This is a genomic window from Acidimicrobiales bacterium (assembly GCA_040219515.1).
In the GTDB taxonomy this organism is placed as follows: Bacteria; Actinomycetota; Acidimicrobiia; order Acidimicrobiales; family Aldehydirespiratoraceae; genus JAJRXC01.
Genome location: JAVJSI010000013.1, coordinates 13088 through 27038 on the forward strand (window position 1 = coordinate 13088; position 13951 = coordinate 27038).

13 protein-coding genes are annotated in these 13951 nt (G+C 70.0%); 2 read left to right on the forward strand and 11 right to left on the reverse strand.

Annotated features, from left to right (window positions below; translation table 11 throughout):
* Positions 1-16: 16 nt before the first annotated feature.
* From RIB98_12465 to RIB98_12480, 4 genes are read right to left on the reverse strand one after another with little or no spacing between them, the layout of a single operon-like run.
* Positions 17-970, reverse strand: coding sequence for an ABC transporter permease (locus RIB98_12465; protein MEQ8841784.1), 954 nt, complete (start codon positions 968-970; stop codon positions 17-19).
* Complete coding sequence (locus tag RIB98_12470; GenBank protein ID MEQ8841785.1) at positions 967-2034, reverse strand: ABC transporter permease; 1068 nt, start codon at positions 2032-2034, stop codon at positions 967-969. The genes RIB98_12465 and RIB98_12470 overlap by 4 nt, the downstream gene beginning before the upstream one ends.
* Before the next feature lie 13 nt (positions 2035-2047).
* The gene (locus tag RIB98_12475) at positions 2048-3547 is read right to left on the reverse strand and encodes an ABC transporter ATP-binding protein (protein MEQ8841786.1); all 1500 of its coding nucleotides are present in this window, start codon (positions 3545-3547) and stop codon (positions 2048-2050) included.
* The gene (locus tag RIB98_12480) at positions 3544-4758 is read right to left on the reverse strand and encodes a BMP family ABC transporter substrate-binding protein (GenBank protein MEQ8841787.1); all 1215 of its coding nucleotides are present in this window, start codon (positions 4756-4758) and stop codon (positions 3544-3546) included. Before RIB98_12480 ends, RIB98_12475 begins: the two co-directional genes overlap by 4 nt.
* 93 nt (positions 4759-4851) lie before the next feature.
* Between RIB98_12480 and yqeC the strand changes: the two genes are divergently transcribed.
* Positions 4852-5571 (forward strand): selenium cofactor biosynthesis protein YqeC, encoded by a 720-nt coding sequence (gene yqeC / locus RIB98_12485; protein ID MEQ8841788.1) that lies wholly within the window; start codon positions 4852-4854, stop codon positions 5569-5571.
* Here yqeC and RIB98_12490 read toward each other — a convergent pair.
* A complete protein-coding gene (locus tag RIB98_12490) occupies positions 5552-6526 on the reverse strand; it encodes a hypothetical protein (protein MEQ8841789.1) in 975 nt (324 codons plus the stop codon). The two genes, yqeC and RIB98_12490, sit on opposite strands and share 20 nt — an antisense overlap.
* 35 nt (positions 6527-6561) lie before the next feature.
* Here RIB98_12490 and RIB98_12495 point away from each other — a divergent pair, with 35 nt between their 5' ends.
* Complete coding sequence (locus tag RIB98_12495; protein MEQ8841790.1) at positions 6562-7332, forward strand: SDR family NAD(P)-dependent oxidoreductase; 771 nt, start codon at positions 6562-6564, stop codon at positions 7330-7332.
* Between the two features lie 15 nt (positions 7333-7347).
* On the opposite strand, the gene RIB98_12500 is transcribed toward RIB98_12495, so the two are convergent.
* The 6 genes from RIB98_12500 to RIB98_12525 form a co-directional block, all read right to left on the reverse strand.
* Positions 7348-8100, reverse strand: a complete 753-nt coding sequence (locus tag RIB98_12500) for an SDR family oxidoreductase (GenBank protein ID MEQ8841791.1) — start codon at positions 8098-8100, stop codon at positions 7348-7350.
* Positions 8100-9152 (reverse strand): phosphotransferase family protein, encoded by a 1053-nt coding sequence (locus tag RIB98_12505; protein ID MEQ8841792.1) that lies wholly within the window; start codon positions 9150-9152, stop codon positions 8100-8102. The genes RIB98_12500 and RIB98_12505 overlap by 1 nt, the downstream gene beginning before the upstream one ends.
* The gene (locus RIB98_12510; GenBank protein MEQ8841793.1) at positions 9149-10108 is read right to left on the reverse strand and encodes an aminopeptidase P family N-terminal domain-containing protein; all 960 of its coding nucleotides are present in this window, start codon (positions 10106-10108) and stop codon (positions 9149-9151) included. The genes RIB98_12505 and RIB98_12510 overlap by 4 nt, the downstream gene beginning before the upstream one ends.
* The gene (locus tag RIB98_12515) at positions 10105-11289 is read right to left on the reverse strand and encodes a Xaa-Pro peptidase family protein (protein ID MEQ8841794.1); all 1185 of its coding nucleotides are present in this window, start codon (positions 11287-11289) and stop codon (positions 10105-10107) included. Before RIB98_12515 ends, RIB98_12510 begins: the two co-directional genes overlap by 4 nt.
* A 62-nt stretch (positions 11290-11351) precedes the next feature.
* Positions 11352-12257 (reverse strand): SDR family NAD(P)-dependent oxidoreductase, encoded by a 906-nt coding sequence (locus tag RIB98_12520; GenBank protein ID MEQ8841795.1) that lies wholly within the window; start codon positions 12255-12257, stop codon positions 11352-11354.
* On the reverse strand, positions 12254-13918 hold the full coding sequence (locus RIB98_12525) for an acyl-CoA synthetase (GenBank protein ID MEQ8841796.1): 1665 nt from the start codon (positions 13916-13918) through the stop codon (positions 12254-12256). The genes RIB98_12520 and RIB98_12525 overlap by 4 nt, the downstream gene beginning before the upstream one ends.
* Between the last annotated feature and the right edge of the window lie 33 nt (positions 13919-13951).

Genomic DNA, 13951 nt, shown 5'->3' on the forward strand with positions numbered 1-13951 from the left:
GCGGCCCGGTCGAGCATCAGCGTTCTTCGCGCCGGTAGGCGAGGCCGAGCCCGGCCGGGGCCGGCGACGGCTGGTTGCGAGCGCGGTAGGAGATGACGACCAGGACGAAGACCGTCATCAGGTAGGGCATCATCGACACGAGTGTGCCCGAGACATTGATGTCGAAGAAGCTCAGCCGGGTCTGTAGGGCCAGGGTGAGTCCGAACACGCCTGCGCCGATGGCCACCCGGCCCGGGCGCCACGCCCCGAAGATGACCAGGGCGACGGCGATCCACCCGCGCCCGGCGGTGATGCCCTCGTTCCACGAAGTGCCGAGCAGCGTGTTGGTGAGATAGGCGCCCGACATGCCGGCGAACGCGCCACCGATGGCGATCGCGCCGACCCGGATGGCGGCGACCCGATGGCCGGCCGCGTCGGCGGTCGACGCGCTCTCGCCCGCGGCCCGGATGCCGAGCCCGACGCTGGTGCGGTTGAGCACCCACCAGGCGCCGATGCCCAGCACCGCGGCGAGATAGGTGACCGGGGTCGCCGAGAAGACGGTCTCTCCCAGCCACGGGATGTCGCGGAGCCCCGGGACGTCGACCTCGATGAACCAGGCTCGTCGGGTGTCGCCGGTGTAGTCGGTGCCGATGAAGTTGGCGAGACCGAGGCCGAGGATCGTGAGGGCGAGGCCGCTGACGACCTGGTCGGCTCCCAGTCCCACGGCGGCCAGCGCGTGGACGAGTGAGAGGAGGGCGCCACAACCGGCGCCCACGAGCAGGCCGACCCACGGTGACCCCGAGGTCGCGCCGGCGATGTAGCCGGTCACGGCACCGACGGCCATCATTCCCTCGACGCCGAGGTTGATCACCCCTGCCTTCTCGGCGATCGTCTCGCCGAGGGCAGCCAGGTAGAGCAACGTGCCGAACTGGATCGCGGCGACGACCAGGCCGATGACGGCGTCTTCGCTGAAGGTGATGCCGAGGATCATGTGACCACCTTCCGGTCGACGAGCTGGAGGCGATAGGTCGACAGCACGCCGGCCCCGAGGGCGCCGAACAGGATGAGGGCCTGGAGGATCGACGCCACCGATGACGACACGCCGATCGACTGGATGCTGAGGCCGCCCACCTGGACCGCGCCGAACGCGATGGCGACGAGGGCGACACCGCTCGGTCGCATGAGCGCGAGGGCGGCGACGATGATGCCGGCGAACCCGAACCCGTTGGACAGGTTCTCGTTGAGCCGCACCGCGGTGCCCGACAACTCGATGCCGCCGGCGAGGCCGGCGACGCCGCCGGAGAGCAGCATGACGCCGAGGACCTTGCGGCGCACGGAGATGCCGGCATAAGCGGCCGTCTTCGGTGACGAGCCGGTGATGCGCAGCTCGTAGCCCCACACGCTGCGACTGCTGAACCACGCGAACAGCGCGATGAAGGCGAACGCGATCAGCACGCCGAGGTGGACCCGCTCCCAGACCTGGCCGAATGCCGCCTGCTCGGGACGGGCATCGATCTGAGGGAAGGAGAATCCCTCGGGATCCTTCCAGGGACCCTGCTGGAGATAGACCACGAGTCGGATGGCCACCTCGTTGAGCATGAGGGTGGTGATGATCTCGCTCACGCCCAGCTCGGCCCGGGCCAGACCGGGGCCCGCCGCCCAGAGGGCGCCGCCGATGACCGCACCGGCGAGCATGGCCACGATCAGCACGGGGCCGGGAAGGTCGGGGAACACCCGGCCGACGAAGGTGGCGGCGGTGGCGCCGAACATGATCTGGCCCTCGGCCCCGATGTTCCAGAGGCCCATGGTTGCGGCGATGCCGACGGCCAACCCGGCCAAGGCGAGCGGTGTGGCGCGGTTCAGCGTGGCGGCGATCACGTCCTTCGAGCCGAGGCTGCGTTCGAACATGCGCTGGTAGACGTCGATGACCGGGTCGCCGGCGATCGACAACAGGATCGCGCCGAGCAACAGTGCGAAGAGGAGCCCGGCGACGAACGCGACCGGTTGCCCCCCGCGCGTCGGGGTTTCGCGGCGAACCAGGACGAGACGTTTCATGCCGGTGCGCCCATCACGCCGGTGCACCCATCATCGCCTCACCGATCTCGGTGCGGCTCGCGGCGCGGGCGTCGAACTCGGCGACGATGCGGCCCTCCACCATCACGAGGATCCGGTCGGCCAACGCGAGGAGCTCGTCGAGATCCTCGGAGACCATCAGCACGCCGGTGCCCCCGTCGCGTTGCTCGAGGAGGAGTCGCTGGATGGCTCGCACGCCGGCCACGTCGAGGCCGCGGGTGGGCTGTGACGCAACGACGACGTCGGGTCGGCCGGCGAGTTCGCGGCCCAGCAGGAGGCGCTGGAGGTTGCCGCCGGACAACGAGGCGAGCGGGAGATCGTTGCGGGCGATCTTCACCTCGAAGTCCCGCACGATCTGGTCGCTGAGGGCCCGGGCCGCCGTCCAGTTGAGCAGCGGGCCACGGCGCAGCTTGCGGTAGGAACGCATGACCGCGTTCTCGGTGACCGGCAGCTTGGGCGCCAGTCCGACGCCCAGCCGGTCCTCGGGCACGTAGGCCAGACCGGCGGCGAATCGGTGTTGCGGTGCCGCGCCGCTGACGTCCTTGCCCATCACGGTGACCGAGCCGCGGGTGGCGGGCTGGAGTCCGGCGATCGCGTCGGTGAGCGAGCGCTGGCCGTTGCCGGCCACGCCGGCGATGCCGACGATCTCGCCGGCTCGCACCTCGAGCGACACGTCGTCGACGGCGACGAGACCTCGGGTGTCGTGGACCGTGAGTCCGCCGACGGACATCGAGATGTCGCCGGTGAGTGTGATCCGGGCCGGGACGGGTGCTGCTTCCACGTCACCGACCATCAACGAGGCGAGCGTCGCGGAGTCGACCTCGGCGATCGACACCGATGACGCGACCGTCGCGCCACCACGGAGCACCGTGGCTTCGTCGCAGAACGCCGTCACCTCGTCGAGCTTGTGGCTGATGAAGATGATCGAGCAGCCGTCGTCGACCATGCGCCGCAACACGCCGCCGAGGTCGACGGCTTCCTGCGGCGTGAGCACCGCGGTGGGCTCGTCGAGGATGAGCACGCGGGCATCGCGCCAGAGGGCTTTGAGGATCTCGACGCGCTGGCGTTCGCCCATGCTCAGCTGCCAGACGGGCCGGGTGGGCTCGGCCTGAAACCCGAACCGCTCGGCGAGTTCGCCGACCTGAGTGGCGATCTTGGCGCGGTTGAGCACCCGGGGGGCGGCCCCGAGCACCACGTTCTCGGCGACCGAGAACGTGGGCACGAGGCGGAACTCCTGGTGCACCATGCCGATCCCGGCGGCGATCGCGTCGGCCGGCGACGCGAAGCGCTGTTCGTGTCCGTGAATGCGAATGGTGCCCTCGTCGGGGCGGTACACCCCGGCGAGGCAGTTCATCAGCGTCGTCTTCCCGGCGCCGTTCTCGCCGAGAACGGCGTGCACCGTGCCGGGGCGAACCGTGAGGCTCGCCCCGGCGTTGGCGATCACACCGGGGAAACGTTTCCAGATGCCGTCGAGTTCGACGGCTGGCTGGGTCACCCTTCGGCCGAACCGACCACGCCTTCGACGAAGACGGACATGCTGAGCAGGCTGAGTGTTCCCTCGTCGGCGAAGTCCGGGGGAACCTCACCGTCGGCGATGATCTCGTTGCCGTCCTGATCGTTGATCGGGCCGGTGAACGGGTCGAAGGAGCCGTCGATGATGGCGGCGGACTTCTCGTCGATCATTGCCTTGGTCTCGTCGGAGACGTCGTCGGCGAGACTGCCGATCTGCACCAGGCCGGTCTCCATGCCGTCCCACTGCGAGCCCCCGGCGAAGCTGCCGTCGGCGACCGATTCGATGGCCGAGGTGTAGTAGGGGCCCCAGTCCCAGATGGCCGAGGCGAGATAGGCGTCGGGGGCGAACGCGCTCATGTCGGAGTTGTAGGAGACCCAGCGGGCGCCCGCTTCCTCGGCCCGCTCACCCGTGGCCGTCGAGTCCTGGTGCATCGCGAGCACGTCGACGCCGTCGTCGAGCAGGCCCTGGGCCGTGTCGCCCTCGACCGCGGGATCGAACCAGGTGGAGGTCCAGCTGACCGTGACCGTCGCGTCGGGGTTGCTCTCCTGCACGCCGAGCGTGAAGGCGTTGATGCCGCGGATGACCTCGGGGATCGGGAAGGCGGCGACATAGCCGATGTTGCCCGACTCGCTGGCCGCGCCGGCGGCGATACCGGTGAGGTAGCGGGCCTGGTAGATGCGACCGAAGTAGTTCGCGAAGTTCGTGTCGTTGGACTTGAAGCCGGTGGCGTGGAAGAAGGCGACGTCGGGGAACTCGGCCGCCAGCGTCTCCATGGCGTCCATGTAGCCGAACGACGTCGCGAAGATGGCGTTGGCCCCGTCGGCGATGAAGTCGCGAACGGCCTGGTCGAACTCGGGACTGCCCTCGGCGATGTTGTTGATCGTCAGGGTGGTGGCGCCCGTGGCGGCCTCCGCCTCCATCCGACCCTGGTCGTGGGCCCAGGTCCAACCGGCGTCGCCGGGTTCGCCGATGTAGATGAACGCGGCCGTGACGTCGGACGCATCGCCGGCGACGGCATCGCCGCTGTCGTCGTCGTCGGCCGTGCCGGTGTCGGCATCGCCGCTGTCGTCGTCGGTCGAGCCGGTGTCGTCGTTGCCGGCGTCGGCATCGCCGCTGTCGTCGTCGCCACAGGCGGCGGCGATCAGCGAGAAGCTCATCAGGACGGCAAGGACGAGCAGAAGTCGTCGTTTCATAGTGGTTCCCCTCCAAGGTGAATTGCCGGAAACCTACGTGATGGGTGCGGCGTGTCAACTTGTCGGGGAGACTTGTTCATCCCGCCGAAACGAATGCCCGACCCCATCGACATCGACCAGCTCGCTGCCGCCCTGGCTCCCGGTGCGACATCGGTTGTCTCGCTGGTCGGCGGAGGCGGGAAGACGACGGCGCTGTTCGCGCTGGGGCGACAGCTGCCCGGACGCGTGCTGCTCTCGACGACGACCAAGATGGGCAGTGACCGTCGCGACGGTCTCGAGCCTCTCGTGGGCGCGACGGCGGCCCAGATCTCGGCCGCCCTCGATCGCGACCGCGTGGCTCTCGCGTGGAAACGCGTCGAGGATCATCGGGCTGTCGGCTACCCGCCGGCCGAGTGCACGGCGTGGCACGGATTGGCCGACCACCTGGTTCTGGAGGCCGACGGTTCTCGACGACGGCCGTTCAAGGCACCGGCCGAGCACGAGCCGGTGGTGCCCGGTGCCACCACCCTGCTCGTGGCGTGCGTGGGCGCGGCGGCGTTCGGCGCACCGATCGAGGAGGTCTGTCATCGGCCTGAGTCGGTGGCACGCCTCGCCGGCTGTGAGACCGGCGACGTCCTGTCTCCCGTTCGCCTGGCTGCCGTACTCACCAGCCCGGCCGGTTCACGGAAGGACTGCCCGCCGGCCGCCCGATTCGTGGTGCTCGCGAATCAGGTATCGCCCGGCGACGGCGACTTCATCGACGAGCTCGTCGGCCATCTGGGCGACGACGCACCGCTCGTCGCGGTCGCGTCGTTCACGGAGCCACGGCGATGAGCGTCCAGTCGAGGATCCCGTGCGTTCCGTCGTCGCGATGCGCGGTGCCGATCACCCGGATCGCGAACGCGCGCCCCTGACCGGCCGGCGTCACATCGAGCAGCGTGTGTTCGAACGACAGCAGATCACTTTCGAATGCCGGACCGGTGTGATCGCAGCCGTGCCAGCCCACGACGGTGGCCATGCCCGGCAGCACTCGCGACAGCGAGGCCTGCGCGAGTCCGACGACATGTCCGCCGTAGACGAGGCGCCTGGGGTATGGCGAGCGCGCCGCGTCGCGATGGATCATGGCCAGATTGTGGGTGAGGCGGACCATACCGGTGGCGCCGTCGATCACGTCACGCGTCGGATCGGCGATCGTCTCGCCCGGCGCCCAGTCGGTGGCCGGGCCGAGCGGACCGAAGTCCCAGTGGGTGGGCACGAGGGCGGCGTAGTCGACGAGGTCGAGGTCGCCATCGGCACCGAGGTCGTCGTCGTTGCCGGGGGCTGTCTCGTGCTGGGCCTGCGGGAGCATGGGGCAACGCTGGTACTCCACGGCCGGCGTGCCGTCGGCGGTGGTGATGATGTCGACCAGCACCTTCCCGCGCCGGTCGCGCCCCTCCTTGTGGGAGCCGTCGGCCAGACCGACCACGGTCACGACCGTGGCCATCGATGCGCCGAGAACCACCGGTTGCACCAGCCGTACGTCGCGGTAGAACAGGTTGGCGATGGCCCGGCGGCTGATGGTGGTGCTCTGCCCGATCGACAGCTGCATGACCAGGCCCGGGCTGGCGAGCCGCCCTGGCGTGCCGGTGACGGCCTCGTGGACGCTGTGGTCCAGCGCCATCGGAAGCCGTTCGCCGACCCACGACTGATAGAGGGCGGCCATGCCCGCGTCGAGCGTGACCGCGGGCTGGCGGGGCAGCTCGTCACCCACGGCGAGCTGGTCGTAGAACGGTCCGTCGAGCGGGATCATGGCTGGAGTGTAGGAGCACGCCTATCGTGACGCCGATGAGTGAGGACAGTCTGCGCGACCGGGTCATCGTCGTGACCGGGGCGACGAGGGGAATCGGTCACGGCTTGGCCCGCCACCTCGGTTCCCGAGGGGCGAAGATCGTCATCACCGGTCGCAAGGCCGATCGGGTGGCGGCGGTCGGCGAGGAGCTCCACGGGCTCGGCATCGATCACCTGGCCGCGGCCGCCGATGTGGCCGACCGCGAGGCGATGCTGGCCCTCGCTTCGAAGGCGGTCGTGCGATGGGGGCGGATCGACGGCCTGGTGGCCAACGCCCAGAGCTTCCGACCGGTCACTCCGCTCGAGGACGTGACCGCCGACGACATGGACCTGCTGTTCGACACCGGCCCCAAGGGCACGCTCTGGTCGATGCAGGCGGTGCTGCCCTACATGCAGAAGCAGGGCTGGGGTCGCATCGTCACGATGGCCACGTCGATCGGCCTCACCGGGGCGTCGGGCTACGGGCCCTATGCCGCGTCGAACGAGGCGATCCGCTCGCTCACCCGCACCGCGGCCAACGAATGGGGCCGCGACGGCATCACCGTGAACTGTGTGCTGCCCGCCTCGGCCGCCCACCGGCTCGAACCCGACTCCAGCGACGACCGCAAGGCGGCTTTCGCCGCCATGTACGACGATCATCCGCTTGGCCGCGATGGCGATCCCGAACTCGACATCGCCCCCGTCGTGGCGTTCCTGCTCTCCGACAACAGCCGCTATGTCACCGGCCAGACGATCGGCGTCGACGGCGGCGGGATCATGCGGGCCTGATCGTCGGGCCGGGGCCTAACCGTTCGGCGCGGGCCGCCGGCTGGCCGCGCGGATGTTGGACTGCACACACATGCCGCTGACGCTCGATGCCTGGTCCGACGCGAGCCACACCACGATCGCGGCGACCTCGTCGGGCTCGGTGAGTCGGGCCAGGTTGAGGTCGGCCGTGTGGGCGGCCACCCCGCCGGGCTGTTCGTCGAGGTAGGCGAGCAACGGCGCAGTGGCCGTCGGCCCCGGGGTGACCGAGTTCGCCCTGATGCCGTCGGTGCCGTACTCGGTGGCGACGGTCTCCATCAGCGAGATCACGCCGGCCTTGGCCGCGGCGTAGCCGCCCAGCCCGTACTGGCCACCGATGCCGGCGCCCGACGACATGCTGACGATGCTGCCACCCCCGGCGGAAACCATGTGGGGCAGCACGGTTCGGGTCGCGTAGAAGCAGGAGTCGAGGGTGAGCCGCTGCTGGAATCGCCACTCCTCGTCGGTGAGGTCGCCGATCCGCCCCGACCGGGAGACGCCGACGTTGTTGTAGAGCACGTCGATGCGACCGTGGTTGCGCATGGCCTCGGTCACCCAGGTGGCCACGAACTCGGGGTCGGAGGCGTCGCCCGACATGCCACCGCCACCCGTCTCCTCGATCAGTGCAGCGAGTGCGTCGTCGTCGATGTCGTTGAGCCACAGCGTGGCGCCTTCGGCCGCGAACCGCCGGGCCACCGCGGCACCGATCCCCGCCCCCGCTCCGGTGATGAGCGCGATCTTGTCGTTGAGCATCACGCCAGTCTGGTCGACGCCGCTAGGTCCGCGGCCCGAGCGGCCATCGACAGCACGACGTCGCCGAACGCGGCCATCTTCGGATTGTCGGCCCCGCCCTGCACGTAGCGGGCGTAGCCGCCCTCCAGCACGATCGCCATCTTGAAGCGGGCGAGGATCACGTAGTAGTCGATCTCGTCGACATCACGCCCCGAGACCATCGAGTACCGCTCGAGCAGGTCGGCCCGATTCGGCATGCCCTCGTAGTCGACATAGCCGGACCCGCTGCGGTCCTCGCCCTCGTCGGGCCAGCCCATCACCACCCAGGCCAGGTCGAGCAGTGGGTCGCCGACGGTGCCCATCTCCCAGTCGACGATGGCGGCCATGCGGGCCGGTGCGCCATGGTGGAACATCACGTTGGCGAACTGATAGTCCCCGTGCATGATCCCCGGCGCGTAGCTGCGAGGGCGGCGGTCGCGCAGCCACGCGGCGGCCTCGTCGAGCCCGGGGATCTCGCGGAACGAGAAGGCATCGAGATGGGCCGTCCAGCGATCGACCTGGCGATCGTGGAACCCGTCGGGCCGCCCGAGGCCCTCGAGCCCCCGGGCCTTCCAGTCCACCTTCGACAGCTCGGCGATGGCGTCGACGAGTTCGTAGGCCAGCGCCGGTCGGAGTTCGAGGTCGGACAGGAACGGCTCGGGCCACTCGGGCTCGCTGATCGGCGACCAGCCGTCGATGAACTCCATCAGATAAAAGGTGCTGCCCAGGATCGAGGTGTCCTCGCACACCCCCCAGGCCCGACAGTGGGGCACCGCGGTGTCGGTGAGCGCCTCGATGATCCGGTACTCGCGCAGCATCGTCTCGTTGCGCCCCTTGGGCACGACGCGGGGCGGCCGCCGCAACGCCCACCGCGCACCGCCGCGCGCGATCTCGAAGATCTCGTTCGACGCGCCGCCCGAGACGAACCGGGCGGTGATCGGCTCGCCCGCGCCGGGAAGGCCCTGTTCGTCCATCCAGCGGCCGAGGGCGATCGGCTCGATCAGCCCGGCTGTTCGGTCGGATTCGTCATTCATGTCGATCTCTCCTCGGAGTGGGGCCTCTGTGACAGGACGACGGGCCCGGTCGCCGTCACCGCCACCACGTCTCGCCGGTCGCCGTCGCGGACACTGAGGACCATGCCGTCCTCCAGCACCTCGCCGACACCGAGTGTGGGTGTGATCACCGGCTTCTCGTAGCCCATGCCGAGCCCCCGGACGAACCAGTCGTCCGCCGCGGCGGCGACCAGATCGGCATGGGTCGCACCCGGCCGGCACGCCATCGCGAGATCGTCGGCGCCGACCCGCCGCCCATCGACGAAACACCCGCCGACGCCGCCCTCGTAACCGTCGAGCATCACGCCCAGGTCGATCGTCGAGCCCTCGGGCGATCGACGAATCACCGGGGCCGACGACGGGGTGGTCACGCCCTCCGCCGCCATCGCCTCGATCGCCTCGGCGAGGCCCAGTGTCGGATCGGGTGACGCCGATTGGCGCAGCGCCGCTTCGACACCGCGCCACGCCACCACGCAGGCCGCGCGGATGCGGTCGAGTTCGTCGGGTGACTTGAGCCGTCGGGCGGCGGCGATGACGACGTCGGCCGGCACCACCACGGCGTCGGGGGCCAGGCGGGCCACCGCCCGGCCGAAGGAGGGCGACATCTCGTCGACGCCGATCCGACGGGCGTCGGCCAGCCCCGGCACCGTGGCCATGTGGCCGGCCATGATGCGGGGGTTCCACGAGGCCGGGAACAGGTCGTCGCGCGACATCGTCGGGGGCAGTCCGGCGTCCCAGCTCGAGAGCACATGCGTGCGGCCCGTCGATCGCACGACGATGCACCCGGCGCCGAACGGCCGTGTGCCGGCGGTCCACAAGCGGTGCATGCCGCTGGCGAAGTTGGCGTCGTCCTGGCGTCCGAGCACGAGCACGTCGAGCTCGGCGTCGGCCATGGCCGCGAGCACCCGGTCGCGTCGGGATCTCAGTAACGAGGTCATGGCGTCGGTCCCTCGAACGGGAGATACCCCGGTGCGCCGGTGAGCACCCGGCACCCGTCGGCGGTGACGACCACGATCTCCTCGGCGCGGTAGCTGGCCACGCCGTCGACCCAGACGATCGGTTCGAGCACGAGGACCATCCCCTCGGCGAGCACGAACCCGTCGTCGAACTCGTCGCCCAGGTCCGACCCGATCATCGGCATCTCCGCGCTGGACAGCCCGACGCCGTGGGCGAGATAGAAGTGCGGCAGCCAGGGCCGTTCGCCGCTATTGGCCGCCGTCGCGGCGCGGCCGACGTCGCCCAGCGTGGCGCCCGGCCGCACGGCGTCCATCGACGCCGCGAGGATCTCCTTCCAGCGGGCGAAGCACGCGTGCTCGTCGGCGTTGGGTGGGCGGCCGACGATCCACGTGCGCCCGTAGTCGGAGGCGTAGCCCTCGACCGCGTGGCCGCCGTCGACCCAGACCAGGTCGCCTTCGGCGAACTCGGGGTCCTCGATGCCGGTGGGGAAGGCGACGGCGCCGACGTCGGTCTGCACGCCGTCCGCTCGTCGACGGGTCATCACCTGGAAGATCGGGTCGATTTCGTTGTGATCGGCACCGAGCCGTCGCAGCTCGGCCAGGAGCGCCCCGGCCACCTCGGAGCGCCGGGCGCCGGGCACACAGCGTTGTCGGGCCGCCTCCATCGCCTGCTCGTTGAGTCGTTGAGCCTGCTCGATGCAGGCGATCTCGTCGTCGGTCTTGCTCAGGCGAGCCGGTCCGAGCACCCGAGTGGCGTCACTCAGTTCGGCCGTGCCGAACACGCCGGCGCGATGCATCGCGCCGGTGATCGAGTCGACCGCGATGCGTTTGCCGTCGAGATCCCCGAGCGCGTCCCGTATCGCCCCGATGACGTCGTCCATGCCCTCGTCGAGTTCGGGCCACAGCGGATCGCGGGTCGGGTGGGCGTGGAGCCGGGCCGGCCCTTCGGCCGCGACGATGGCGACGGCGCGGTGGTGGACGGCGTGGCTCCCATCCACCGCGTCGGGCACGAACCCGGTGGCGTAGGTGACATGTGGTCCGTGCAGAAGCACGGCGCCATCGACCCCCTGGCCCTGCATCTCGGCCTGCAGACGATCGAGCCGGGTGCGGCGAAGGCGGTCGACATCCACGCCGTCGGCGTCGGGGTTCGCGGCACCGACCATGGCGCCAGCATGCACCACTTCTGACAGTCACGTCACTTCTGCGCGGGCGGCACCGGCCCCGCTCAGGTCGGGTTGGCCTTGAGCCCCTCGAGGATCAGCTTCATCTCGTCGCCGACGTTGTCGGGCACCGTGTAGCCGTCCTCGTCCATGATCTCGTCGATGTTGGCGGCGACGGTGTCGATCGACAGGTCACGATCGAAGATGCCGGGGGTGACGCCCACGAAGGCGCGGGCGACGCGACCGGCGGCGCAGGCGAGCACCTCGCCGTTGAGCTCACAGCTCTCGTGACAGAGGTAGCCGACCACCGCGGTGATGTGCTCGGGCTGGGAGTCCTCGGCGATCGTGCCGAGCAGGCCTTCGGTCATGCGGGTGTCGGCGGTTGGCGCGATGACGTTGGCGTGCACGCCCTTGCGACCGCCCTCCTGCTTGATGGCCCGGGCGAACCCGACGAGCCCCATCTTCGCCGACGAGTAGTTGGTCTGGCCGAAGTTGCCGTAGAGCCCGGCGGGGGAGGAGGTCATCACGATGCGTCCGTAGCCCTGCTCACGCATGTGCTGGAAAGCCGGCAACGTGACGTTGTAGGCGCCGGTGAGGTGCACGTCGATCACGGCCTGCCAGTTCTCGAGGGTCGAGTTGTGGAAGGCCTTGTCGCGCAGGATGCCGGCGTTGTTGACCACGATGTCGAGGCGTCCGAACTCGTCGATCGCCTGGTCGACCATCGACCGCGCGGCGGCGGCATCGGTGACGGAGTCGGTGTTGGCAACCGCGATGCCACCGGCCGCGGTGATCTCGTCGACCACGAGCTGGGCCGCGCTCGAGTCCGTACCGTCGCCGTCCACCGCGCCGCCGAGATCGTTGACGACCACCATCGCGCCACGGCGGGCGAGCTCCAGCGCGTGGGCCTTGCCCAGCCCGTTGCCGGCCCCGGTGATGATGGCCACCCGCTCGTCGAATCGGAGTTCGCTCATGGTTGTTGCTCCTGTTTCACGATCTCGGCCGCCCATCGATAGTCGGCCTTGCCGTTGGGGCCGCGCACGACCTCGGGCACGGCGACCACTGTACGGGGCAGCTTGTAGCGGGCCAGATGTCCGTCGCAGTGGGCGATGAGTTCGTCGGCCGTCACCGGCGCCGAGGTCGACACGACTGCGCACACCTCGTTGCCCCAGCGATCGTTGGGTCGGCCGACCACCACGGCGTCACGCACGGCCGGGTGGGCGTGCAGCACCGCCTCGACCTCCTCGACGAACACCTTCTCGCCACCGGTGTTGATGCACACGGAGTCTCGCCCGAGCAGCTTCAGCCGTCCGTCGGCCAGCCACTCGGCCCGATCGCCGGGCACGGAGTAGCGGACCCCGTCGACGGTCGGGAACGTGCGGGCGGTCTTCTCGGCATCACCGAGATACCCGAGCGGAATGCGGCCGCGGCGGACGAGCCAGCCGGTGGCCCCTTCCCGGGGTGCGACGGCCTCCGTCATGTCTTCGGTGATCAGGCCGGTACCGGGCCCGGGCTCGAACACGCCGGCCTCGACATCGGCGTCGTCGGTGCTCACGTTGCGGCCCTGCGTGCCGCTTTCCGACGCGCCCATCGAGTCGATGATCCGCAGCCCGGGCCGGTGGGCCAGGAACTCCTCCTTGACCCCGGTGGTCATCGCCGCCGCGCCGGTGGCGAGCACCTTCAGCGCCGAGATGTCGTAGGGCTCGCCGGCCTCGATCGCCCGGTTCAGTTCGTCGAGGATGGGTCGCCCGAACGCGTTGCCGATCACGATGATGAACGAGCACTGCTCCCGCTCGATCGTGCGGAGCACGTCGGCCGGGTCGAGCCGGTCGACGACCTCGCCGAGCACGACCGGGTTCCCGCCCATCCAGGCCAACCACGCGAGCCACTGGCCGCCGCCGTGCATCAGCGGTGCGGCGATGAGATACGGATACACCCGCTCACCCGCCGCGTCCTCGACGACCGCGTCGTAACTCTCGAACTCCTCGCCGTCGCGGGGGTCCGCTCCACCCATCGCCGCGGCCCAGATGTCGGCCTGACGCCACAGGACGCCCTTGGGGACCCCGGTCGTGCCGCCGGTGTAGACCATGTAGAGATCGTCGGGCGAACGGTCGAGCTCGGGTCGGCGGGGCGACGACGCTGCAAGAAGCTGCTCGTAGTCGTGGGCACCGTCGAGGAGTGGCTCGCCGCTGGCGTCGGCGACCTGGATCAGTGTGTGGACGGCGGGCAGCTGCGACCGGATCTCGTCGATCACCGGCGCGAAGCACGCGTGGTAGACGACGGCCTTCGCGTCCGCGTCGGTCAGCAACTGCACCAGCTCGTCGGCCACGTAGCGATAGTTGACGTTGAGTGAGACGCCGCGTGCCTTCCACGCGGCGAGCATCCCCTCCAGATACTCCGGTCCGTTGTGGAGGCAGAGGGCGACATGGTCCTGCCCCGACTCCCACGGCTCGAGCTCGGCCCGTTCGGTGTGGCAGCCGATGCCGGCGGCCACGAGTGCGTTGGCGAGCCGATTGGCCCGGGCGTCCACGTCGGCAAACGTCAACCGCCGCTGCGACGTGATGAGGGCCTCCTTCTCGGGAACCCGCGCCGCGATCCGCTCGAACGCCTCGGCAATGTTTGCGTCAAACCCCACGGCGGCGAATCTAGATTCCCCGGCCGCTGTGAA